The organism is Nostoc sp. (assembly GCF_036917515.1).
Taxonomy (GTDB): Bacteria; Cyanobacteriota; Cyanobacteriia; order Cyanobacteriales; family Nostocaceae; genus Nostoc.
Genome location: NZ_JBALDE010000220.1, coordinates 1 through 22799, shown reverse-complemented (window position 1 = coordinate 22799; position 22799 = coordinate 1). Strand labels below are relative to the sequence as shown.

23 protein-coding genes and 1 pseudogene are annotated in these 22799 nt (G+C 41.3%); 9 read left to right on the top strand and 15 right to left on the bottom strand.

The window, feature by feature from the left end:
* Position 1: 1 nt before the first annotated feature.
* The 3 genes from V7K89_RS28860 to V7K89_RS28850 form a co-directional block, all read right to left on the bottom strand.
* Positions 2-475 (bottom strand): TspO/MBR family protein, encoded by a 474-nt coding sequence (locus tag V7K89_RS28860; protein ID WP_335193391.1) that lies wholly within the window; start codon positions 473-475, stop codon positions 2-4.
* Between the two features lie 185 nt (positions 476-660).
* Positions 661-1134: a TspO/MBR family protein gene (locus V7K89_RS28855; protein WP_335193389.1), complete on the bottom strand. Its 474-nt coding sequence runs from the start codon at positions 1132-1134 to the stop codon at positions 661-663.
* Positions 1135-1265: 131 nt separating this feature from the next.
* The gene (locus tag V7K89_RS28850) at positions 1266-1388 is read right to left on the bottom strand and encodes a hypothetical protein (RefSeq protein WP_335193387.1); all 123 of its coding nucleotides are present in this window, start codon (positions 1386-1388) and stop codon (positions 1266-1268) included.
* 109 nt (positions 1389-1497) lie between these two features.
* On the opposite strand from V7K89_RS28850, the gene V7K89_RS28845 reads away from it, so the two are divergent.
* The 3 genes and pseudogenes from V7K89_RS28845 to V7K89_RS28835 all read left to right on the top strand — a co-directional run bounded on the left by V7K89_RS28845 (position 1498) and on the right by V7K89_RS28835 (position 2712).
* Positions 1498-1977 (top strand): DUF6756 family protein, encoded by a 480-nt coding sequence (locus V7K89_RS28845; protein WP_335193385.1) that lies wholly within the window; start codon positions 1498-1500, stop codon positions 1975-1977.
* A 117-nt stretch (positions 1978-2094) separates the two neighbouring features.
* A pseudogene (locus V7K89_RS28840) lies at positions 2095-2304 on the top strand (DUF433 domain-containing protein); the annotation flags it as partial.
* A gap of 126 nt (positions 2305-2430) precedes the next feature.
* A complete protein-coding gene (locus V7K89_RS28835; RefSeq protein ID WP_335193383.1) occupies positions 2431-2712 on the top strand; it encodes a hypothetical protein in 282 nt (93 codons plus the stop codon).
* A 371-nt stretch (positions 2713-3083) separates the two neighbouring features.
* Here the strand turns inward: V7K89_RS28835 and crtR are convergent, their stop codons facing one another.
* Entirely contained in the window at positions 3084-3974 is an 891-nt protein-coding gene (crtR, locus tag V7K89_RS28830; RefSeq protein ID WP_335193381.1) for a beta-carotene hydroxylase, read from the bottom strand.
* 381 nt (positions 3975-4355) lie between these two features.
* Between crtR and pyk the strand changes: the two genes are divergently transcribed.
* Positions 4356-6125 carry a pyruvate kinase gene (gene pyk, locus V7K89_RS28825; protein WP_335193379.1) on the top strand — a complete coding sequence of 590 codons (1770 nt, stop codon included), beginning with the start codon at positions 4356-4358 and terminating at the stop codon, positions 6123-6125.
* 108 nt (positions 6126-6233) lie between these two features.
* On the opposite strand, the gene V7K89_RS28820 is transcribed toward pyk, so the two are convergent.
* The 6 genes from V7K89_RS28820 to V7K89_RS28795 all read right to left on the bottom strand — a co-directional run bounded on the left by V7K89_RS28820 (position 6234) and on the right by V7K89_RS28795 (position 13546).
* Positions 6234-8015 carry a M61 family metallopeptidase gene (locus V7K89_RS28820; RefSeq protein WP_335193377.1) on the bottom strand — a complete coding sequence of 594 codons (1782 nt, stop codon included), beginning with the start codon at positions 8013-8015 and terminating at the stop codon, positions 6234-6236.
* 169 nt (positions 8016-8184) lie between these two features.
* Complete coding sequence (locus tag V7K89_RS28815; protein ID WP_335193374.1) at positions 8185-8868, bottom strand: Crp/Fnr family transcriptional regulator; 684 nt, start codon at positions 8866-8868, stop codon at positions 8185-8187.
* Positions 8869-9057: 189 nt separating this feature from the next.
* Positions 9058-10326: a pilus assembly protein PilB gene (locus V7K89_RS28810; protein WP_335193372.1), complete on the bottom strand. Its 1269-nt coding sequence runs from the start codon at positions 10324-10326 to the stop codon at positions 9058-9060.
* A 283-nt stretch (positions 10327-10609) separates the two neighbouring features.
* A complete protein-coding gene (locus tag V7K89_RS28805) occupies positions 10610-11797 on the bottom strand; it encodes a HetZ-related protein 2 (protein ID WP_335193370.1) in 1188 nt (395 codons plus the stop codon).
* Between the two features lie 1004 nt (positions 11798-12801).
* The gene (locus V7K89_RS28800; RefSeq protein ID WP_335193368.1) at positions 12802-13149 is read right to left on the bottom strand and encodes a carbon dioxide-concentrating mechanism protein CcmK; all 348 of its coding nucleotides are present in this window, start codon (positions 13147-13149) and stop codon (positions 12802-12804) included.
* An 85-nt stretch (positions 13150-13234) separates the two neighbouring features.
* Positions 13235-13546 carry a carbon dioxide-concentrating mechanism protein CcmK gene (locus V7K89_RS28795; RefSeq protein WP_335193366.1) on the bottom strand — a complete coding sequence of 104 codons (312 nt, stop codon included), beginning with the start codon at positions 13544-13546 and terminating at the stop codon, positions 13235-13237.
* Between the two features lie 271 nt (positions 13547-13817).
* On the opposite strand from V7K89_RS28795, the gene V7K89_RS28790 reads away from it, so the two are divergent.
* Positions 13818-14717 carry an alpha/beta fold hydrolase gene (locus tag V7K89_RS28790; protein WP_335193364.1) on the top strand — a complete coding sequence of 300 codons (900 nt, stop codon included), beginning with the start codon at positions 13818-13820 and terminating at the stop codon, positions 14715-14717.
* Between the two features lie 322 nt (positions 14718-15039).
* Here the strand turns inward: V7K89_RS28790 and V7K89_RS28785 are convergent, their stop codons facing one another.
* Together V7K89_RS28785 and V7K89_RS28780 are read right to left on the bottom strand one after the other, a co-directional pair.
* Entirely contained in the window at positions 15040-15681 is a 642-nt protein-coding gene (locus V7K89_RS28785; RefSeq protein WP_335193362.1) for a hypothetical protein, read from the bottom strand.
* Between the two features lie 2 nt (positions 15682-15683).
* Positions 15684-16316, bottom strand: a complete 633-nt coding sequence (locus V7K89_RS28780) for a ParA family protein (RefSeq protein WP_334912503.1) — start codon at positions 16314-16316, stop codon at positions 15684-15686.
* A gap of 239 nt (positions 16317-16555) precedes the next feature.
* On the opposite strand from V7K89_RS28780, the gene V7K89_RS28775 reads away from it, so the two are divergent.
* The 4 genes from V7K89_RS28775 to V7K89_RS28760 are packed head-to-tail and all read left to right on the top strand — an operon-like array spanning position 16556 to position 18840.
* Entirely contained in the window at positions 16556-17938 is a 1383-nt protein-coding gene (locus V7K89_RS28775) for a cytochrome P450 (RefSeq protein WP_335193360.1), read from the top strand.
* Positions 17939-17962: 24 nt separating this feature from the next.
* Positions 17963-18526, top strand: a complete 564-nt coding sequence (locus V7K89_RS28770; protein WP_335193358.1) for a tetratricopeptide repeat protein — start codon at positions 17963-17965, stop codon at positions 18524-18526.
* On the top strand, positions 18495-18707 hold the full coding sequence (locus V7K89_RS36155) for a tetratricopeptide repeat protein (RefSeq protein WP_442941786.1): 213 nt from the start codon (positions 18495-18497) through the stop codon (positions 18705-18707). The genes V7K89_RS28770 and V7K89_RS36155 overlap by 32 nt, the downstream gene beginning before the upstream one ends.
* Positions 18625-18840: a tetratricopeptide repeat protein gene (locus tag V7K89_RS28760; protein ID WP_442941785.1), complete on the top strand. Its 216-nt coding sequence runs from the start codon at positions 18625-18627 to the stop codon at positions 18838-18840. The genes V7K89_RS36155 and V7K89_RS28760 overlap by 83 nt, the downstream gene beginning before the upstream one ends.
* A 202-nt stretch (positions 18841-19042) precedes the next feature.
* Here V7K89_RS28760 and V7K89_RS28755 read toward each other — a convergent pair whose 3' ends face one another.
* The 3 genes from V7K89_RS28755 to V7K89_RS28745 form a co-directional block, all read right to left on the bottom strand.
* Complete coding sequence (locus V7K89_RS28755; RefSeq protein WP_335193353.1) at positions 19043-19486, bottom strand: SRPBCC family protein; 444 nt, start codon at positions 19484-19486, stop codon at positions 19043-19045.
* Positions 19487-19548: 62 nt separating this feature from the next.
* On the bottom strand, positions 19549-20988 hold the full coding sequence (gene zds / locus V7K89_RS28750; protein WP_335193351.1) for a 9,9'-di-cis-zeta-carotene desaturase: 1440 nt from the start codon (positions 20986-20988) through the stop codon (positions 19549-19551).
* A 276-nt stretch (positions 20989-21264) separates the two neighbouring features.
* The gene (locus tag V7K89_RS28745) at positions 21265-21441 is read right to left on the bottom strand and encodes a CopG family transcriptional regulator (RefSeq protein WP_292857258.1); all 177 of its coding nucleotides are present in this window, start codon (positions 21439-21441) and stop codon (positions 21265-21267) included.
* Positions 21442-22799: the final 1358 nt, after the last annotated feature.

The window sequence follows — 22799 nt, the reverse complement described above, 5'->3', positions numbered from 1 at the left end:
GTTATGCATCTTGAGGATTTAACTCTCTTAACTCATCAGTGGTATAAGTACCAATAGGAGTCCAAACTAAATAGGGAAGAAGTGACAGCGCCGCCATAAAAGAAATCGGCAAAACACAGATTGCTAGGACAACGCCTGAAATCAAACCGATTAGCCCAAGAATTTCCCCGGTTTTGAGACTGCGAAATCTCAACATTAGCGGTATGTAGGCGACGGTGATAATTTCTACCACGAGATACAAAGCCATTAGTAGCCAAGTAATTAGGCTTCCGGGATTTTTTTGCCAGACAATATTAGCTGAAGCTGCACCACTGATAAAAATCACAGTCCAGATGACCGGAATCAGCGGTTCAAAAACTAGCCAGCGAGGGCGACTTAATCGTGCAAACCATTTAACGTCACCCGGCGTAATCAAGAAACTACCAAGGGCGATGAAGAAAGTTACAGCCCCAATTGTTATCCAAGATGGAATCATGATGCACCTAAGTTTTGTGTATTTTGTCAAGTTATACACTGCAAGTTTGACAACTTAGACTAGATGTTTAATCATTCTCTGGTGCAATTCTTAGCCCAATCTGAAAAGAATTGTTAGCGATGGATTCACAAAATCCAGATAGAGAAAGCTAATTCCATAATACTTTTGACTTCCGCTTTGCGGTACTAGGCATCTTGAGGGTTGAGACGGATCATCTGCCAAGTGGTGTAAGTACCAATGGGACTCCAGAGTAAATAAGGAACTAGTAATAGTGCTGCCCAACCAGAAAACCCTAAGACTGCAAGTATCAATAAAACATTAATAATCAAACCTGTGCCACCGAGAATTGTACCTACTTTCAGACTGCGAAGCTTAAACATTACAGGCGTATAGGCAATGGTAACAATTTCTAATAGCAGATATAAACCCATGATTAACCAGGTTGAGGTGCTTCCTGGATCTTTTTCCCAGACAATATAAGCTGACCAAGCACCGCAAATAAATATTACAGTCCAAATAATCGGAATTGCACCCTCAAATGTTAGCCATCTTGGTCGTTGTAAACGCTTGAACCATTGGCGATCGCTAGGCGTAATCACATTCGCTGCCAAAGCAACCAAGAAAGCCACGCCCCCAATCACCATCCAAGATTTAATCATGTCGGTTAGTCCTTTACAAGCGTTATCTATCGCTTAATATCAATCTTCATAGTGTGATTTTGTCAATTTAATTGCTAATTACTCATCATCCCTGAGTTTGAACCCTTTACATCGTTTGGCAGGATTTTAAATTATAGGAATTGGGAATTGGGAATGGAGCATTGGGCATTGCTATCGCTTTGGAGGCGTTGGCGTAGCCCGCTGTAGGCATCGCTTTGAACACGGATAAAATTGCTGGGGTATGCTTTACTCATGTTGCTCTTTCAGTGCTGTCTACTATCTATTCACAGCGTATACTGAGAGAGCTTTTTTACAACATAACCGACTTTTCATCAAACAGCCTCTTAGAGCGATGTAGATTTTATGACTCAACGCTTAGATTTTAGAGTAGATATTGAAGAAGCCATAAAAACGCTAAACCCTTCTTGCAATGATTTCAGGTTAGTTAGCCTTTATGAATACGAACAGATATTGGTGTCAATTCTTGAGCGATTCACAAGCTTGGGTAAAAAAGGACTAAATTATCTCTGGTGGTGGGGTTCATTCAAAGAACCGTCTTGCTCAATTCATCTCGAATATGCACCCGACGTTTTGAAAGAACTTGTACCTCTAGAAGAGACAGTATGGTTTGTGACTGAAGACTGGAAAAGAACTAAACAGCATGGTAATTACTGGCTCTACGAGGGCAAGATCGCGGTAATTGCTGACCTAATAGCAGAAATGTATGGGTTTGAATATTACATAGTCTCGAAAAAATTTGAGTGGCTACTGGGTGAAGATCGTCACGGGGTATTGATTGGTGTTGGGCAGTCTATGACTGAAAAGATAGAATACTTAAAATAAAATCGTGAAAACGTCAAATCGGTTCAGCATTTTTAAACAGCCAACCACTTTTCAAACAACCTCTGAGACAACCAGAGCTAGGATCAAAAGGTAGTCTGTTGCAGACAAGCTAACTATATGATATCCACATCATGTGTTGTTCATAGTGACCCCGATATATTGGGAGGAACCCCTGTTTTTATTGGTACTCGTGTGCCCATAAAAACCTTGCTCGATTATCTAGAAGCAGGTGACTCACTAGATGAGTTTCTAGACCATTTTCCCAGTGTCAAACGTGAGCAAGCGATCGCTACTCTAGAATTAGCAAAAGAAATGCTGACTGCCTATGTTTATTTACAATCAAATCCCAATCTGAGCGATGCCTGCGGCGGGCTACGCCTACGCACCCTCTGCGATGGCATTGCTACTAACAGCAATTAGCTATGCAGCCAGAAATCAATTACTGCTACTGCGATGCCTGGGGCGGGTGCAGCCATCGCACTTTCGGGAAACTTTCGAGGCGATCGCTTAAATCCAAACCCTCAACAAACCAGAGAAAGCAAGGGGCTAAAATCCTTCCTATACCAAAAAATTTCTCTGTTTATCTTCCCTATAGCAACTTCCGCCTTCCCTGTAGCAGCTTCCGCCTTCCTTGCAGCAACTTCCGCCTTCACATTTCCGTGTTTCACGCAGCCTGTAGCAGCTTCCGCCTTCCTTGCAGCAACTTCCGCCTTCACGTTTCCGTGTTTTGCGTAGCCTGTAGCAGCTTCTGCCTTTAATAGACCTCTTGCAAAAGTGTTTTTTGCAAGAGTTGCGAAAAGGACTCATCTTTCTTGGGGAAGGGGAGAATACAAAACCTTTACCCTTTCCCCCTGCCCCTTATCCCCAGAGGGGACCCCACCTTCCCCTTTTCCCGACTTATGCAAGAAGTCTAATATAATGTGAGTTTAATTACTGCGATCGCATACATCACCAACCAAAATTACTGATTTGGCTTTGTTTGGAGAGCGCGAGCGCTCAGTTGACTATGAAAGCTAGCCTTGATCGTGATTTACTTTTATCAATTTCCCAGTGCTAGTTATTAGTGGGCGATCGCAAAGCTTGAGTTAACAATAATAAAAAATTATCTATTCTTTGTGGCGATCAAACCGAATTCCTAAAAAGATGTCATAAACAAACTCAAAAAAATCCTTTTTCTGCAACAATCCTGAAGTTTGATAACATCCTTTTTCATCTAACAAAGGCTTCATTAGATAATAGCTAGGCTGGTAATTATACCAAGGAATAGAAGGCCACAAATGGTGAATTAAGTGGTAATTCTGTCCCATAATCAGGATATTGAGAACTGGGTTAGGATAGACGCGAGCATTTTTCCAGCGATCGCGCTCTGCAAAAGGACGATGGGGTAAATAGTCAAAAAATAATCCTAGTGCTATGCCCACCACAAAAGCCGGTATAAACCAAAAATTGAGAATGTAACCCAAAAAGTGGTACTGCACTGAGATATAAACAATTACACCGACAATTAAGCGGCTAATAAACCATTCTAGTAGCTCATACTTACGCCACAGTTGCCGTTGAAAGAAAAACACCTCGTGGTACAAAAACCGCACTGCAATCAACCACAGCGGCCCACCCGTGGAGACATAATGATCTGGGTCATCTTTAGGATGGTTAACATGACCATGATGCTGTAAATGCACCCGCGTAAATACTGGAAAAGCAAAAGCTAGCATCAACGCACTGCCATGCCCTAACATCGCATTCATTACTCGGTTGCGATGGGCAGATTGGTGACAGGCATCATGAATTACCGTTCCAGCACAATGCAAGGCAATAGTATTGACGCAAAAGCATAGCCAGTGTGGCCATTCCCAAAGCCAGTAACCAAAGTTGGATAACACCAGCATGGCCACAGCTACAGAAAACAACTGCAGCGTCAGATTGAAATCACCAGGAGGCGCTAAAAATTCCTTAGGTGGGATTGTCAGTGGCTTTTGTGCCTCCGATGCGATCATCTTTAAGATTGACTCCTTCTTAAGCAGACATTACGAATATACGATAAATATTAGTGAATAATAAAGTTTTGCAAAGTTTTATATAGCAAGATTTATCCACAGCTTTGCATATTCAGCAGATGAATAACGCTATGATTCCAGACGAAGCCTAGTCTTTACTGATAAGTGGGGTATGACAATCGGCAAGAAGTTGATGGAATAAACTCCTTCATGGGGAAGATGGATACGAGATTGATGTACTATATCTACTCTATCCCACAGCCCCCACTCTCCCATAAACCCTCTCTAACTGCTTATATCTTATTGATATAGCAGTGACTGAAAAGGAGATGCCACTTAAGTTACGATGACTTCCCAGATAGCTCCCTAACTTCAGCCCCTATGCAATTAAGAGATTCTCTGCGCCGGACAAAAATTGTCGCTACTATTGGCCCCGCCACTAGTAGTCCTGAAATACTCAAGGCGATTATTGAAGCGGGAGCCACGACGTTGCGGCTAAACTTCTCCCACGGAACTCATGCCGACCATCAGCGTAGTATTCGCTTAATTCGGCAAACCGCTTTTGAACTAAATCAGCCAGTGGCTATTCTCCAAGACTTGCAGGGTCCAAAAATTCGCTTAGGAAAGTTTGACAACGGGTCTATAATTTTGGCAAAAGGCGATCGCTTTATCTTGACAAATCGTCCGGTGATCGGTACGCAAGAAATTAGCTGTGTCACCTACGATTATTTAGCCGAAGAAGTCCCAGCTGGAGCAAAAATCCTCCTTGATGATGGACGAGTAGAAATGCTGGTGGAAGAAATTAACCGGGACAAAGGTGATTTGCATTGTCGCGTCACCGTGCCTGGTAAACTTTCTAACAACAAAGGCGTAAACTTTCCCGGAGTTTACCTGTCAATTAAAGCAATGACCGATAAAGACCGAGAGGATCTAATGTTTGGTCTAGATCAGGGTGTCGATTGGGTGGCACTTTCCTTTGTCCGCAATCCCCAAGACATGATCGAAATTAAAGAACTAATTTCCAGTACAGGCAAGCAAGTGCCAGTGGTTGCCAAAATTGAAAAGCATGAGGCCATTGAACAAATGGAAGCGGTTCTGGCTTTGTGTGATGGCGTGATGGTTGCCAGAGGCGATTTAGGGGTGGAATTGCCAGCAGAAGATGTTCCGGTACTCCAAAAACGGCTAATTGCCACAGCAAATCGCTTGGGGATTCCCATCATCACCGCTACTCAGATGTTAGATAGTATGGTGAGTAATCCCCGTCCCACTCGCGCTGAAGTATCGGATGTGGCAAACGCGATTTTAGATGGCACGGACGCGGTGATGCTCTCCAATGAAACCGCCGTGGGTAGCTTTCCTGTTGAAGCAGTGGCGACGATGGCGCGAATTGCCGAACGTATGGAGCAGGAAGAAGCCCAACACTTAAACTTACGTTCTTTGAGAGATGCCCGCCGCTCCATTCCCAATGCGATTAGTCAAGCTGTTGGTCAAATTGCCGAACAACTAGGCGCAGCGGCAATCATGACCCTAACCCAAACAGGGGCAACAGCTCGTAATGTCTCTAAGTTTCGTCCTCACACACCGATTTTGGCAGTGACACCCCATGTAAATGTGGCGCGGCAGCTACAAATGGTGTGGGGAGTCAAACCACTGTTGGTGCTAGGATTACCTTCCACTGGTCAGACATTTCAAGCTGCAATTAACGTGGCTCAGGAACTTCAGTTACTGTCTCAGGGAGATTTAGTAGTGATGACTGCTGGCACACTCCAGGGAATTTCCGGCTCCACAGATTTGATTAAGGTAGAGGTAGTAACGGCAGTACTAGGTCACGGAATTGGACTAGGACAAGGTTCAGTAAGTGGTCGCGCACGGGTAGCAAGTACTGGCATGGATGTGAGTAACTTTAATCCTGGAGACATATTGGTTGCACCCCGCACTAGTGCCGATTTTGTGGAGGCAATTCGGAAATCTGCCGGGATTATTACTGAAGAAGAAAGTCTCACAAGTCACGCAGCAGTAATTGGCTTACGTCTTGGTGTACCAGTGATTGTGGGCGTGAAGCAGGCAACACAGGTGATTCGAGATGGGGCGATTATAACGCTGGATCTGCAACGGGGTTTGATTTACTCTGGGGCGGTGAGAACGGCTTAGGATTGGAGATTGGGAGCAGGGGAGCAGGGGAGAAGTTCAGTAAGTTTTTCCCCTCTGCCCCTGTGTACTCTGCCTCCTCTGCCCAATGCCCCATGCCCCATGCCCCTTTTAAACAGTTGCGATCGCAGCCCCAAGCCATCCAGCAAAGTTTTGCTGCTGTTTGGAGTTAGGATGCTCAACAGGCTTTACTTGATATTTAGTTGGATGTGGTGATGCCAGGGTGATGGAATAAGTACGGAGTTCGTCTTGGTGGAAAACGGTGACTTGAATGGTATCATTTGGTTGATAATCTTTGAGGCGATCGCTTAAGCCACCTGCTGTTACCTTAATTCCATCAATTGCTAACAACTCATCACCTGCATCAATTCCCCCTACTTGTGCAGGTGAACCAGTTTCCACAAACTTAATCATCTCCCGCCCATTTTCTGTATTTATTCTCACGCCCAAGTAAGGTTCTTCTTGCTGTTCGGCTACCAACTGCAAGCCAAAGGGTTCTAAATACTGATTGAAAGGCAAATCATCAGTACTATCAATGTAGCGTTTAAAGAAATCGGTCAAATCAATTCCGGCAACAGATTCGATCACTTCCTGTAACTGTTCTGGAGTATAGCCAATTTCATCTTGCCCAAATTGCTGCCACATTTTCAGCATCACCTGATCAAGGGAGCGCTGATTGTTGTGAGTAGAGCGAATCAGCAAATCCAGCAGCAACGATACCATTTCTCCTTTTAAATAGTAGGAAATTTGGGAATTACCGCTATTGGCATCCGGGCGATAGAGTTTTATCCAGGCATCAAAACTCGACTCGGAAACTGGTTGTACCTTGCGCCCTGGTGTGATTTCATATCTGGTAATTTCTTTGCTCAAGTTATTCAAATACGACTTAACATCATATATTCCCGCCCGTAAAGGAATTAACAAGTCGTAGTAACTAGTAGTGCCCTCACAAAACCACAATGATGGTGTGTAGTTTTCTTGGTCATAATCAAAAACCTCTAATGCTTTTGGGCGAATTCGCTTGACATTCCACAAGTGAAAGAACTCGTGTGCAACTAATTGAAGAAAGCGATTGTACTTATCCTGAGCGCGAAACCCAAAACGTTGGTAAATTAAGGAGCAAGAGTCTTTATGCTCCAAACCGCCAAAAGCTTGGCTAAATAAATGTAGCAGAAACACATATCGTTCATAAGGTAAACCGCCGAACATCTGCGCTTCTACCTGAATAATTTTTTGGATATCAGCAATTAGCTGCTGGGCTTGGTAATTACCTTGTCCCCAAATTGCCAATTCATGGGGTTTTCCTAATACCTCAAATTTATACAATTGGTGGGAACCAATCTCAAAGGGAGTATCAACCAGAGTATCAAAATCGCTAGCTAAGAAAGTATTGGTTTCTTCACCAACGGGTGGTAAGGCAGTAGTTACTTGCCATTCCGGCTGTGGTGGTACGATGGTGACGCGAATGGGTTGCTTATCCCAGCCAGGTATTCTAAAAAATACTGCCGCACCATTAAAATAACCGTGGGTGCGATCTAAGTGATTTGTCCGTACCGATAGCTCATTGGCAAAAATGCGGTAACGTACAGTTAATTCTGAAATACCTATTTTCTCTATCTGCCAATGATTTTTACCAAGCTTTTGCCAATTTAAAGGCTTATTCTCTGCAAAAGCCTCAAAATTCTGTAAATTCTTCGCATATTCCCGGACTAAATAGGAACCAGGTGTCCACACTGGCAGTTTTAAATCGAGAATCGGTGAGGAATAATCTACAAGGTGTAAAGTAATCTCAAACAGATGGGTTTCTGGTTGGGACATTGCCACCAAGTAATGAATTGTTGGCTCGGTTTCTTGGAGATAAGTGTTGGGGCGAGTTGCTGTTGCTTCAGTCATCTTGCGTGCTGAGTTAATAAATCAATGGGCAATTTTCCCCATCATGACAAATTTGCTTTTAACATCGCACACAAAACGTCTTTCGTTGCTCATTATTCAAAATCTCTGGCGTTAAACTTACAAAGAAGTAAGCTATGCAAAGTGTCTTGTAGAGAATCGGATAAAAAAATTACACTTTGCCAGCCAAGTTCATCAACTGTTTAAAGTTCACAAGATAAGTGATATTGTTGGCGCTATCAATTTTTATCCACCGTTTTTCATGCAGTTTTTCCATGATTTTGGTGGTTTCTTCAACGCCGATCTCTGTTACCTCTGCTAAATCTTTAAAGGGAATATTAAAAATTTCTCTTCCTAAGTCTGATTCCTGACCATAGCTTTCACCTAAAGTCACTAGGGTATGGGCGAGTTTGACCGCTGGTGGTGAAGACCGCATTTGTAAGCGCAGGTTAATTTGTCGCAATCGCCGCACCATCAGTTGCAACATTCGGTGGTGTAACTGCGGGTCTTTAAACAATATTTGAATAAACCGCTCTCTGGAGATACTAAGCAACTTCACCGATGAAAGGGCAATGACATCAGTTGAACGTGGAGATTCATCCAAAATTGCCATTTCTCCAAAAAAATCGCCACGCCCAAAAATTGCCAAAGCTACTGAATCTTCTCCGACGGTACGCCGAACTTTGACCCAACCAGAAACCACGAAGTAAACGGCGTTACCCCAGGCATCTTCCATCACAACGGCTCGCCCAGATGGGTATTCATGTTCAATTGCAACGTTGAGTAGCCATTCCAAGGTCTGTGGGTTGGCTGTACTCATTAAGGGGAAAAGTTCACTAAAAACCTCAGTTAGCATGAAATATTTGCAACAATAGGATTTAAGAGCGGGAAACTAACTTTGCTACTATTAAGTTTGTTTAAACCGTAATCTTACTTAGAATACGATCGCAAAATTTGTATTTATTTAGAGATGAATCTTTAAGCTTTATCAGTCTAGGATTCCATTACAACATAACAATTATGTATGCGAACGAAATCAGCGTTTTCACTTACTGACAGATGATTTACTCTTTGTTGGTAGATTGCTATTTAGTGCCAGTATTTTGATCTGTTGGTCTAAATTTTTCACTAATTGATTCAGGGCAACTAAAGCTTCTAATTGCTGAGAATCAAGGCTAGGATTCAGTAAAAGTTGTTCTTGTAGTTCATGTAACTTGATGCTTAGTTGCTGAGAAATTCCTAAAGCATCGCGGCCTAGACGTGTTAACTGCTGTTGTTGATAGAACTTTAATGCTGCTCCCCGCAATACTTGGAGTGTCGCCTCTTCGCCATGGATTCCCGGCATGACTCGCAAACGTAATAATAAGCGATTTTTTTGATATACGTATTCCTTTTCTACCTGTTTTGGTTCTGCAACCGTGGTTACAGGCAGGGAAGCAAACCGCTTTAATTCATTCAGTACGCCTTGGAAAACTGAGAGTGGCAGTTTGTCTAATACAGACTGCAAAACTCCATTGTCACTCCACAGTATTCTGCCTTCATAAGCTTGTCTTTCTAAGTACAGACGACCAATTCCCCCAGTGAAAATTTGCCTTAGTAATTCTTCTAATATTTTTTTTGTTGGCAGTGTTTTTAGCAACTCAATCGAACTTAATAGTTCGGAAGCTTGTATGGGCAAAATAGGTAAATTGTTTGATGATGTGGCTTCAGAATTCTCTTTTTGTTGAGTTCTGAAAACAGGGGTCAAGAACGTTGTAGTTTGAGATGATTGGTCTAGCTGTGGTATTGGAGACAAGTCTACCTGCTGTCCAGAATTTTGACACTTTTGTGTCTGAAATACCATCAATATTGGTTGTTGATTTGATTCCAAGTCGGCATCTGGAGAAGGACTAGGTGTGTCAGCAATCGTAGCTGGGTTATTTGTTGGGGGAGAATCCACTATTGCCTGATGCACAAGTTTTGCATCTAGCTGAGATGTATTTTTATGGTTGAGGTAGGCTAATAATATTCTGCGGTGGGCATCGGCTGCGATCAACTCAATTACCATTGTGCAATTGATAGAAGACAAAATGCGACCAACATAATCTAGGGCTTCGCTGTCTTGTGGATGAACCATACCTAGCAAGAGGTTTTTGTCTTTTAATCCAAAGGGCAAAATCTGGTGGTAGAGGCAAGCTTCAAAGGACAAAAGATTATCAATCAGATAGAGTATTTGTTCGCGATCGCTTCCTTCTTCCCACCTAGTTTGAGCGGCAGTTAGTATTTGCTGTCCATTTGCTGCGGTATCATTTAGTTCGCCCTTTGAAGACAACATAGATTTGATTGGTTGGTGTTTACTTATATTTTGCCTCTAATTCAATAGGTAGTTAATAAAGATACTTTGTTAGATTGTATAAATTTCAATTATATATACTTAAGTAAATGTAAGTAGAAGATGAATTTTAGATTATGGACTGGGGATAATACTGAAGATTGGGCATTGGGCACTTGTACTGAGCGTTTGCGTAGCGTCTTGTAGAGAAGCCGAAGTATTGGGCATTGGGTATTAATTATTCCCCCTGCTCCCCTGTTTCCAATTCTCCATTTTCCACTACAGGTTACTCCTGGGTTCTTAAAGCTTGAGCTCCAAGATAGACTTTCGTCCATTCGCCCAGCACTTGATGGGTTTTGAGTTTTAATTGTTCGGCTATGGCTTCTATTGAATTACCCGCTCTCCGCAAATTTAAAATCTGCCGCCCTAGAGGAGTCAATTTTTCATTAAGTTGTTGCCATTGGTTCTGGGTTAATCCCAAGTTATGTTCTTGCAAGGAAATTGAGAGCCAGCTGTCTACAAGTTCTGGTTTACCTTTGAGGGCAAAAACACGTACAGCATGGTAACTAATTTTTTCTCGCAGACGGTAGACTTCTTTCGTCGGCTTATTTAGTCTTTGGGAAATCTCTTCTTGGGACTTACCTTGCAGATACAATCGTAGCCATTCCACTGCATCTATTCCTAAATTTTCTTGCAAATAATTTTCAAATTCTTTTTGTACTGACTGGCGCAGCCCTTGTTGTTCTTCTAGTTGTTGTACTTCTTGATATTCTGCGATCGCCTGACTATCGACTAAGTTAACTCGATTGTCACTGTCCTCTGTAAGAACTTCTTCTGACACTAGTCTAACCAAGTCACGGCCCGGTACTTGGGTTAAACCACCGCGCTGAGTGCGACGCAAATAATTCACAAATCGGTAAGCTAATAGGGGTTGATTCCGTACTGGTCGCAGACAATATTCTTCTACACTGGCAAATAATAGAGCATCCCCCAATCGTCTATCAGTTGTATATTTGGCAATATCAACCATTTGTTGTTGCATCTGACTGTCACTTTGCAGTAGTTCTTGGAGTACTTCTTGTAATACGTCGATTACACTACGCTGGCGATCGCGGCTGAGAGAAACCCAAGTCTGAATTTTATTCCGTAATGTTACTAAACTCCCCAATCGCGTTATCAAGTTGCGATATGCACGTTCTCGCCCCAGCCCCAAGTAGCGTTGACGTAAAATCCTCCAGCGATATTCCATCGCTTGTTTGGCGATATCGAGTTCTTTAGGATTATACAGATCGAACCGTTTTGAGTCAGATCCCAACAGCCAGAGAATAATGCTTTGCCTAGCGGCTTCATTTTGATCTGGACATTCCACAGCCAAGCGCTTTTGCCAATCTAGAGCCAGTTTTTCTACATCCATTGTCATAGTGAGATTGCATTCCTCGAAACTCAATTTTGAAGTTTGCATCACAACCCCCATTCGCCCCACCTAATTGTTTAACTGGTAGCTGCCCCAGATTTCATGAGTTTCATGAAAATAGCTTAGTGATTCTACTTTTATTACGTCTGAATTCACTAAAATTATGCAGAAAGTTCTATTTTGATATTTTGCTTTCAATCCAAAATTACTAAAAGCCATGTATATCAAGCATTTGGAGCAATTATATTAATTGAAGCTTTTTGTAAAGTTATGTTTTTTAGTTGAGAACAGAAATCTGCTTAAAGTGGTGAGGATACACCTTGCATGAAATGAATCGGGTAAATATAACATTTTGTAACAGATTGAGGAACGAATCTAATTTAACTCAATGTCAGACGTTATTCCACCCGTATAAGTTTCAACCTTCTACAACCCTTTACGTAGTAGAATACTTAGTTAAATCTAAATATCCTTGGTATTAATGAGATTTTGCCCTAGAAGATTCCCCAACCCCTCTGATAAATTGACTTAATTTCCTGCTTTTTAAAGAGGAGCGCGCTTTAGCTGAATCGTATTAAGTCACATTCTCTGATATTTGTTGGTTTTATTAAGTGTATGTACGGTAATTAGCGATTTCAGAGGTTTTTATTTGGTAAGTAGTTGTATAAAATATTAAATAAATACTATCGTTATAGCGTGGAATTAGTCTCAGTATCTTATGTGGCGATGTCTATAACGGGCTACGCCTACGCTATTCTGGATAGTAGGGATTAGGCAAATTTTTTTTTAAACTAGCTTCAGTCACAACTACACCTTTAATATTGCTAAGTTTTTCTTAAAGCTTTTATATTCCTAAAAATGAATAGTCAACAGTCAATATTAGTTATGACTATTGACTTTGACTGTTGCTTTCCTCCTGCCTCAAAATTCAACTTATGCAAAATCTAAAAACAGAAAGAATGTAATCCTCTAAAGTTTTGATAATCAGAAGCCTGACAAGAAACTTCTCTTTTAATTCATTTATGAGAATTTTTTGTTTTGAATTCCCCCGCAAAAGGTTAAATCTATCGATTGTTCGATCTAACAATGGGATTTTCTACAGATTCTCGATAGCTTTGGACTTGTTCTGTGTAAGCAATTGGCAGAACAGCTTCAACGTTTTCATGGGGACGAGGAATAATCACCCAGGATTCTAGAGTACCGCCATAAACATTTTCTGCGGCTTCAATACCAGCAGCCATAGCTGTCTTTACTTCAGAAACATCGCCACGAATATTAACTGTAAAACGGGCGCTACCCACTCTGATATAACCAACAAGGGTAACTCGACCAGCTTTGAGCATAGCATCTGCTGCTGCTAGCACCGCAGGAAAACCTTTAGTTTCGAGTGCTCCAACTGCCTGTAATGACATTATTAATCTCCTGTATGAATAAACGATATGGGGGCTACAAGTTAATTGTACGAAGCTTCGCTACAGATTTGGATAGCAAAATTGCTTAGAAGATGCGGAAAGGTTCTGATTCTTCAGTGAAATGGATTGGTAATATGGTTTCGACATTTTTCGGAGGATTAGGAACGATGTAGTGGGTAATTACTGTACCAACCTTTACTTCCTCTCCAGCCGCGATTCCGGCTTCAACAGCTCTTTTTACCTCAGCAACGTGTCCCCGGACGGCGACTAATAAACGAGCGCTTTCAGCTTGACCATAGTACACAATTGTGACTTCGCCAGCTTTAACCATTGCATCTGCCGCTGCTAAGACACTAGGAAAACCTAAAGTTTCAATTACGCCAACGGCCATTGGCATAGCATTAGCTCCTGGATTAAGGGATAGGCGATTTTAATTGTACGTGGCTTTAGTCCCAATTTTGACATTTTGGAAAACTTTCTTTGATGCCATATTTTTTGGAGGAGTAGAGACGCGATTCATCGCCTCTTTTGGGAGTTAGAATATTTTGATAGCCCACTGGTTTATATTTATATTACAAATAATACCTCAGCATCTTAGATTGTGTAAGTTTATTGTTTAACAAAATCAGTTATGCGTGGAAGTAAGCTAGTACGATAAACTGAAATTTATGTTTCCGAATTTTCTTCCTAAAGCAGTTAGGCAATTAACAGAGCCTACTTCGATCGCACTAGCCCGGAGTATTCAAACAACTGCGATCACTACTCCTTTAACTAATCAACCAATTACTACAACATTTGTCAAGCAAGGGTGTGGTGGAACTCCGATTTTATTAATTCACGGCTTTGACAGTTCTGTATTAGAATTTCGGCGGCTTTTGCCATTGCTTTCTGGAGATAATGAAACTTGGGCAGTGGATTTGCTGGGTTTTGGATTTACAGATAGGCTTTCAGGAATTGCCTATAGCCCAACTGCGATTAAAACCCATCTTTATTATTTCTGGAAATGTCTGATTAACCAACCTGTAATTTTGGTGGGCGCTTCGATGGGGGGTGCGACGGCGATTGATTTTACGCTGGCTTACCCAGAAACAGTCAAAAAGCTGGTGTTAATTGATAGTGCAGGGTTAGCGAGTGGTTCGCCATTGAGCAAATTCATGTTTCCCCCATTAGATTATTTAGCAACTCAGTTTTTGAGTAATCTGAAGGTGCGCGATCGCGTTTCTCGCATTGGATATAAAAATCAAACTCTTGCCTCTATCGATGCGCTATGTTGTGGGGCATTACACTTACAAATGCCGAGTTGGCATCAAGCTCTAATTTCTTTCACTAAAAGTGGTGGTTACAGTGCTTTTAGATTTGAGATAGTATCACAAATTGTGCAACAAACACTAATTTTATGGGGCGATTCTGATAAAATTTTGGGTACTGAGGATGCTATGAAATTAAAAAGGGCAATTCCACACAGTACTCTCACCTGGATTCAAGATTGTGGTCATCTCCCACACTTGGAACAACCACAAATAACTGCTCAGTATATTTTAAACTTTTGTGGTGAACTCATTAATTAGCTAGCCGTAAAAATATAAAGTTTGTAGTAACGACTTTAGTACTGATAATTCTTGTTTTAAGCGATTGATTACTCACTACAAACTCACCGATTATTTCTAATAGTTTTTACAGTTGCTTTCCAATAGATTTCTTGGATGAATCAAACGCCCTCACCCTAAATCTTTCTCCCAAGCTTGGGAGAGGTACTTTAAAATTGGCTGTCTTTCTCCTCGTTCCCAGAATATGGGAACGAAGAGAAAGACAGAACAATAAAAAATCGGGCTTTTTTTGATTTGCGCGTACACCGTAGGGTAGGAGAGGGCAAGCCAAGATTAACTGACTTTAGTCAAGTAACCACATTTCATTAGAACTATCAGGATACTCATTCGGTTGATTTTGAGGTTGATTTTGAGGTTGATTTTGAGCTAGTGTTTCCGATGAGCGATGTGATTTTTTATAGTTAAGTGGATTGTAATGGTCTTTTACTGGTCTGATGGCGCTACTTTCTTTGACAACAAGTTTAGATTTTTCTTTTGCTTTTTGCTCTGCTTGTTGTTTGAAAGCATTAATTTCTTCTATAAGCTGGGAATTTGCTTCTGCAAGTTGCAGTGCTACTTTTTTTGCTTCTTCAAGTTCTTTTGTTAGCTGTTCTAGTAATGATTTTTGTTCTGATGCAAAGGTTTTTTGTTTAGATAATTTTGATTGCAAATCAGCAATTTCTTGTTCAAGAGATGCTTCTTTTTTGTGACTTATTTCTAGATTACTCGTCAAGTCTTTGACAGTTGCTTCTAAATCAGCCTTAGTGAGACTTGTGCGTTTAGTAGAAGTTGGCTCAAGTGTTTGCTCTGATGATTCTTCATCAGATGAAGCCTGTTCTGCGGCAATTTTTTCTGCTGTAACTTCGATCGCAGATTCACCTTCTGGAGGTGTAAATTTTTGTGCCTCTTCTTGTAGTAATTCAGAGAGACTTTGTTTCCTAGCCATTATTATTTTCTCCAATCACGCTGTAATTCATCAGCTGCACGGCGGTAATCTAATTCCGCCTCCCGTGCATTTCCTCCTCGCCATTGAGTAATCGCTACACCTTCTAGTGCTGCTCGTTCATGAGCTTTATAAGCACGGATGAAAGTATTACAAGTAGGAATACCTAAGCGAGTCAGAGTGTTTTTTGCTTCTTGTGCTTCCCCCAGACTGCGCGTATCGACTTTGGTGAGCAATACCCGATGGGGGGTTCCCACTGGGATGACGGCTTCCTTTACTGTTTCCACGAGGATTGCTAAATCCATTGCGGCTGGGGGTGTAGGCAAAACTAGATAATCTGCGATCGCAACTACCGCCACTAATGCTTCAGAGCGTAGCGCGGGAGGTGTATCTACCACTACTAAATCGTAACCTGTTATCTTTGCTAAATCACCTAAAAGTGTGGGATCGGTTTCTTGAGATAAATCAAATCCCATTCCCTGCTGACTGCGCCCAAACCACCAACTGGCAGAACCTTGAATATCTGCATCAATCAGCAGCACCTTTTTTTTCTTCGCAAAGTTTGCAGCCAGATTGACTGCGGTAGTCGTTTTACCGACTCCTCCTTTACCGTTGAGAATAGCGATGATTTTTGGCACTGCTTGCTTCCGATGCTGCCTTTTGAGTGCTGAGTTAGGAGTGCTGAGTGCTGAGTTAGGAGTAGAGACGCGATTAATCGCATCTGTACAAGAGTTATTATTATCCTCTTTGTCTTCTTTTTCAGTCCCCAGTTTCCAGTCTCTAGTCCCCAATGATGAATATACCGCTTTCTGTAACCCTAAGTAACATGAAAAGTCGTAACAATAAAATTCAGAAGCCATCAACTCCCCAAAATTTTATGACAACAACTTACAATTTGCCCGATGGGCCTCAAATGCCGCGCTGGTTACGGATGATCAAGTTTATTAGTCAGCCACTGAAATATGTGGATGATTTTGCCCAAACCTACGGTGACACTTTCACGATCAGGAGTAATCGCTCGGATAACCATCTTGTGTATTTTAGTCAACCCCAAGCGCTTGAGCAGATTTTTACTGCTGATTCCAGACATTTTGAGGTTGGCAGAGGGAACATAGGACTAAAATTTTTACTTGGCGATCGCTCCTTTATGTTAGCGGATGGCAATCGCCACCAGCGCCAACGGCAATTGTTAGCTCCTCCCTTTCATGGCGAAAGAATGCGGGCTTACGGCGAGGAAATTCGGGAAATAACCCAACAGGTAAGTAATGAATGGCAAATTGGCAAGCCTTTTAATATCCGTAAGTTGATGCAAGAAATCACCTTGCGTGTTATTCTCCGGGTTGTATTTGGTTTGAATGAAGGACAGCTATTTGAAGAATTGAGGCGATCGCTAAGTGATTTACTAGATTTCATTAGTTCGCCCGTAATGTCCAGTGCCTTCTTTTTCCGGTTCATGCAAAAAGATTTTGGGGCGTGGAGTCCGTGGGGTTGGATTCTGCAACAACGGCAAAAAATCGATCAACTTATTTATGCTTTGCTTCGAGAACGTCGGGCTGAACTCGATCGAGATCGCCAAGATATCTTGAGTTTGATGATGGCAGCTCGTTATGACGATGGTCAAGCGATGTCAGATGAAGAATTACACGACGAGTTAATGACGCTGCTAGTTGCGGGACATGAAACTACCGCTTCTGCATTGACATGGGCTTTTTACTGGATTGACCATTTACCAGAGGTGCGTGAGAAGTTGCAAAAGGAACTCAACACCATTGGAGTTACCCCTGATTTGAGTAGTGTGGCTAAATTGCCGTATTTGACAGCAGTTTGCCAAGAAACATTGCGAATTTACCCAATTGCCATGACTGCTTTTGTGCGGATTGTGAAGAACCCAATTACAATTATGGGCTACGAACTGCCAGAAGGAACGGCAATAGTCCCCAGTATTTATTTAGCGCATCATCGCCAAGAAGTTTACCCACAATCCAAGCAGTTCAAACCAGAACGCTTTTTAGGAAGACAATATTCGCCTTATGAATATTTACCCTTTGGTGGCGGTAATCGTCGCTGTATTGGAATGGCATTTGCCCAGTATGAAATGAAAATTGTCTTGGCAACTGTTTTGTCAGAATTTCAAGTTTCGCTAGTGAATAAACGTCCCGTGCGTCCTGTGCGCCGTGGGTTAACTTTAGCTGCACCAGCTGGAATGCGGATGGTTGCAACACCTCAAGTAAAGTGTGCAAATACACCAGCGTTAGTTTAGGCAACTAGGGTGGGTATTAAAAAAATGCCCATCCTAACTTCGCAATTTGCTAATATTCACCCTCCTCTATTTCCTGCGGTTCTAGCAATTTCCAAATCAGGAAGGCTAACTCAATTACAATACCTGATAAATAATAAGGCTCAAGATTGCGCATTAATCAGAAGTGATTTGTTAAATTTACATCTACTCCAGCGTAAAAGTGAGGGAATTTATCAACTACATCCCCTGCTGCGGGAGTTTTTCCAAGATAAGCTTACAGGTTTAGAACAGGCAGAGGAATTGAAGCGATCGCTTTGCCAGGTAATGGTAGCAGTTGCCAAGGAGATTCCTGAAACTCCTACCCTTAAGGAAATCACCGCTGTTACCCCAGCAATACCTCATTTAGCAGAAGTAGCGAAGAATCTCATTCAATACATCAGTGATGAAGATTTAATTTGGGCGTTCATTTACAACATTCTGTTTCACAATGGTCAAGGGCTATATAACGAATCTTTACCTTGGTGTAAGCAGTGTCTAGAAATCACCAAAAAACGTCTAGGCGAAGAACATCCAAGCTTTGGAACTCAAACGCAAGCTGCTGGGAGATGAACATCCAGATGTAGCCACTAACCTCAATAACTTAGCGTATCTCTACCGTGACCAAGGCAGATACAGCGAGCGAAGCAGAAACCCTTTTCATCGAAGCTTTGGCACTCAGGCGCAAGCTGCTGGGAAAAGAACATCCAGATGTCGCACACAGCCTCAAGAACCTAGCGGCACTCTACTGTGACCAAGGCAGATACAGCGAAGCGGAACTTTTGTACATACAAGCATTAGATATTTTTGAGCGTCGGTTAGGCGCAAATCATCCTAATACTGTTGCTGTGCGTCAAAGTTTTGAAGATTTACACGATTTTCTATAATCACAATAGCAAAATTCCAGTTCTCCACCTCATCAATCAAGCTTTAATCTCAAAGTTTCACCTTCTGATCCCTCTTTTGTTACCACGGGGAAAGTATAATCAGTGAGAAAAGCGAAAACCTACGCTTTGTTTGTTGATAAGCGCGAAAAAACAAGCAAAGAATTTTTGTGCATATTTGAACAAGCATCGAAGTCGATCTATATCAATTACCTTTAACATTCAGCGCGTATTCTTTAAACCTTTCCAAATCAGCTTGAATCGTTGATTCAACTATCCGCCCCAAAAACAAGTTATCCATAATTTTGCCAAGAATGCCGGGGATGGCATAGGAAATGGTCATTTTGACAATGCTACTATTGTGGCGATCGTAAAAGCGAATCGCTCCCTGATTCGGCAAACCATCAACCGATTCCCATTGGATAATTTGGTTGGGAATAACTTTGAGAATTCGGGATTGCCAATTAAATTCTAGACTGCCAGTTTTTAATTTCCAAAGAGATATATCTGGATTATCTGGCGGAAGTTTCACCGAATCGATCCACTTCATCCACCGGGGCATTTGCTCTAAATCAGACCAGAGGCTCCATACTAAATCTATGGGAGCCTCTACTTCTACCTGCACAGTATGCTCTAACCAGTCTGACATTTCTTTTGTTCCTTCTCTACAAGATGCTTTGCGATCGCGTTCTTTGCACCCTTTGGAGTTTTTTATTTCTTTAAACTCTCCAAAATCACTTTTGCCGCACGTCGTCCAGAAATAGTAGCACCTTCCATGCTGTCAATGTAGTCTTGCTGAGTATAACTCCCTGCAAGGAAGAAATTATCTACTGGTGTTTTTTGGTTGGGACGGTAAGCATCCATCCCTGGCGCTTCTCGATAGAGAGACTGAGCAAGCTTTACAACACTGTACCAAGTCATCTTTAGCTCCCGCGACGAAGGAAACAGTTCATGGACTTGCTTGAGAACATGCTGGGCGATCGCTTCATTACTTTGGGCAATAAACGGATCTCCCGGTGTCAGCACTAGCTGTAACAAAGACCCCTGTCCTGGGCGATAATAATCAGCAGGGCTAGTCACCGCTAAATCGGCAAAACAAGAAAAGTCAGCATCGGCTGTGTAAAGTAAATTATCGATTCCAGCCGCATGGTTTAGTTGTTTGCGTTGCTCTCCATCGTTCAGTTCTGTTACCCAACCATCAAAGCGTAACTGCACTGTGGCCACTGGCACTGCATCCAGTTTGTAGATATTGTCAAATTCTGACCACTTACGCCACTTCTGGGGTAGGATGCGTTGAATTCCTGGAACATCACAGGCAAAAACGTAAGCATCAGCTGCGATCGTTTCTACTGCATCACCTTGGGCAACTACTATACCAGTAACACGGGTTTGTTCGGCTGACTCAGTAAACTGAATTTCCCGAACTTGTCGGCGCGTATAAACTTTGGTGCCTCTAGCTTCCAGATATTCCAGAATTGGTTTGTGTAAATATTCAGATGGAGAACCTTCCAGCATTCGCAAAACCGAAGCTTCAGTTCTAACTGCAAATAACTGGAATATGGTTAACATACAACGGGCAGACATATTTTCGCAATCTATAAATCCCAATGCGTAAGCAATGGGGTTCCACATACGCTTGATGCTGCCATTACTTCCACCATGACTACGAAACCAATCGGCAAAGCTAACTTTATCTAAATTGCGGATAGTTTTCATCGCCCCATTAAAGTCTACCAATCCGCGAACTATCGGACTAGTACCCAAAGCGATCGCATTTTGTAATTTATCCTGCAACGATAGTTGAGAAGTAGTGAAAAATGCCTTTAAACCATTGAAAGGCGCACCTGTAAGAAAGCGAAAATCTAAAGCACCAGTGCGCCCCCCTTTATTAATAAAAGTGTGGGTATGTTCCTTGAGGCGTAAGTTTTCTAACACCCCCACTTTTTTCATTAAGTCAAATAGTTGGTAGTAGCACCCGAAAAATACATGCAACCCCATTTCTAGATGGTTGCCATCTCCATCAACCCAACTGCCAACTTTACCACCGACAAAAGGACGAGATTCAAAAATCTCGACTTCACAACCAGCATCAGCTAGATCTACTGCGGTTGCTAGCCCAGCCAGTCCCGCACCTACGATTGCAACACGCATTCCGTCGTTCCTTTTCAGTTTCTTTACAGATTGTAACTGGGTTAGTGTCGGAATTTGCTACTTAATATCAACTCCAGCAGCATATTAAGACTTGCCAATGTCGATATTAAAACCTCTGTGATTACTTTTTTTAGTCCCGGCAAATGACCAGACGCGATAAAAACGCGTCTGTATCATCTAGACAAACTTTTGTCCATAGTGACGGACTCTCAAAAGTATCAGAGATATTTTTTTGGTGCCAAAGCAGTTTTTTGGATAAGTTGTGAAAGTAACTTCTTAGTTGTTTGCATCTTTGCTGTCGTCGGAGACAGGCAAACTTCTAATCAGTTCACGAATCACATCAGTTGCAGGTCTACCTGTTTGTTGGCAATATTTTTCTAGTTTTTCCGCTTCCTGTGTTGCAAGATTAACTGTTATGCGTTTAACGGCCCATTTTTTATTTGTCATTATCATGCTATCTGCTGTATATTTAGATGGTCGAAAGAGTCTAAATTAATGAGGGAACCGATAAGATTATCAGAGTTTGTCTCAGGAAACAAGTAATACCATTAATATTAAAAATGTTTGTTTTGTCAAAGGATTGATCATTTTCTAAAAAAATTAAAATACTACACTTTATTTGTTACTACTGTGACAGCATAAATAGCACATAGTTGCTTTTGAAGATAATAACCCTACTAACAGCATCAGTAAAGCCTGACAATGAAATTTTATAAAGGAATTTGAGACATCTACTATTGACTCAATAAAGATTTCCAAAGTTATTCTCTATTGAAACCATTTGACCTTCTCTCTTCTCTCAAGTTTGTCAAACCCACTTGGGGAGAACATCTGCTAAAACACCAAAAAATAAAGCTTCAGAATCATTATCATCCTGAAATACTGGTTTACAGGTGGGTTAGAGTGGTGTATACAGAGCGTGAATAGTGACTTAGAAAGTAGGCAAATAAGCGATCGCTTTAAAACAAACACCCATCTCTAACCAAGAAGTTAAGAGTTACTTGAACTGTTATGAATTTTGGCTTACCTCGATCAAGCTGATTGCTTTTTAGTACCAATATAGTAGCTACAAAAAAAGAGGACAAAACTCAGTCTACTGAGGGTAAATTGCCAAGCAATTTGGTAAATTTTGACAGCTATATCTGTAATTTTACACAGACAAATTAATCAATCATAAATATGATGTTACTTGACTGTTGCCAAGTCTAATATTTTAGTTTTGTTTCATACTTTTATAATAACTTATCGTCACAATGCAATAAATTTTTGCATATTTTATCTTCCTTCCAGCGATATAAATTGCTTGAAAATCAACATTTCTTTGCGATTTTTTCTATTCATCTATCTGGAGGTTATATAAATCATTTTTAGCCAAGTAGGGTACTATAATTTTGCCATAAAATCTTTTCCTCACATCTAAGCCAAGATATAAAATACTGTCAATCAAATTGTAATTACAATTATTTTTATTTGGTAAGTATACCTATAAAAATAATCGTATATTTTAATTTTTTCAGCTGTGTGTTTATTATAGCTATTATTTACGCGCTTTAAATAATCTTCATTTAGACACTAAAAAAGCTATTTTTTCTCCTTTATAAAAAAATTACAAAGAAAAAGATATATATCTGAACTTTTGCTTAATGATATTGATATATAACAGGATGCTAAACTCAAAAACTTGTTAAAAAAAAGATTCCAATATCTAAGTGCATTAGTTAAGAGGATGTTTTAAAAGTGAGGGGCTATTGTAAGAAAACTCACAAGGCTTAAGCTGAAAGATTGAAGATATCAGCACCTTGTGAGCAAAT

Bases quoted from the DNA above. Each gene is read 5' to 3' on its own strand.
- V7K89_RS28860 (WP_335193391.1), bottom strand. From the start codon at position 475: ATGATTCCATCTTGGATAACAATTGGGGCTGTAACTTTCTTCATCGCC.
- V7K89_RS28855 (WP_335193389.1), bottom strand. From the start codon at position 1,134: ATGATTAAATCTTGGATGGTGATTGGGGGCGTGGCTTTCTTGGTTGCT.
- V7K89_RS28850 (WP_335193387.1), bottom strand. From the start codon at position 1,388: ATGAGTAAAGCATACCCCAGCAATTTTATCCGTGTTCAAAGCGATGCC.
- V7K89_RS28845 (WP_335193385.1), top strand. From the start codon at position 1,498: ATGACTCAACGCTTAGATTTTAGAGTAGATATTGAAGAAGCCATAAAA.
- V7K89_RS28835 (WP_335193383.1), top strand. From the start codon at position 2,431: ATGCCTGGGGCGGGTGCAGCCATCGCACTTTCGGGAAACTTTCGAGGC.
- crtR (WP_335193381.1), bottom strand. From the start codon at position 3,974: ATGATCGCATCGGAGGCACAAAAGCCACTGACAATCCCACCTAAGGAA.
- pyk (WP_335193379.1), top strand. From the start codon at position 4,356: ATGCAATTAAGAGATTCTCTGCGCCGGACAAAAATTGTCGCTACTATT.
- V7K89_RS28820 (WP_335193377.1), bottom strand. From the start codon at position 8,015: ATGACTGAAGCAACAGCAACTCGCCCCAACACTTATCTCCAAGAAACC.
- V7K89_RS28815 (WP_335193374.1), bottom strand. From the start codon at position 8,868: ATGCTAACTGAGGTTTTTAGTGAACTTTTCCCCTTAATGAGTACAGCC.
- V7K89_RS28810 (WP_335193372.1), bottom strand. From the start codon at position 10,326: ATGTTGTCTTCAAAGGGCGAACTAAATGATACCGCAGCAAATGGACAG.
- V7K89_RS28805 (WP_335193370.1), bottom strand. From the start codon at position 11,797: ATGGGGGTTGTGATGCAAACTTCAAAATTGAGTTTCGAGGAATGCAAT.
- V7K89_RS28800 (WP_335193368.1), bottom strand. From the start codon at position 13,149: ATGTCATTACAGGCAGTTGGAGCACTCGAAACTAAAGGTTTTCCTGCG.
- V7K89_RS28795 (WP_335193366.1), bottom strand. From the start codon at position 13,546: ATGCCAATGGCCGTTGGCGTAATTGAAACTTTAGGTTTTCCTAGTGTC.
- V7K89_RS28790 (WP_335193364.1), top strand. From the start codon at position 13,818: ATGTTTCCGAATTTTCTTCCTAAAGCAGTTAGGCAATTAACAGAGCCT.
- V7K89_RS28785 (WP_335193362.1), bottom strand. From the start codon at position 15,681: ATGGCTAGGAAACAAAGTCTCTCTGAATTACTACAAGAAGAGGCACAA.
- V7K89_RS28775 (WP_335193360.1), top strand. From the start codon at position 16,556: ATGACAACAACTTACAATTTGCCCGATGGGCCTCAAATGCCGCGCTGG.
- V7K89_RS28770 (WP_335193358.1), top strand. From the start codon at position 17,963: ATGCCCATCCTAACTTCGCAATTTGCTAATATTCACCCTCCTCTATTT.
- V7K89_RS28755 (WP_335193353.1), bottom strand. From the start codon at position 19,486: ATGTCAGACTGGTTAGAGCATACTGTGCAGGTAGAAGTAGAGGCTCCC.
- zds (WP_335193351.1), bottom strand. From the start codon at position 20,988: ATGCGTGTTGCAATCGTAGGTGCGGGACTGGCTGGGCTAGCAACCGCA.
- V7K89_RS28745 (WP_292857258.1), bottom strand. From the start codon at position 21,441: ATGATAATGACAAATAAAAAATGGGCCGTTAAACGCATAACAGTTAAT.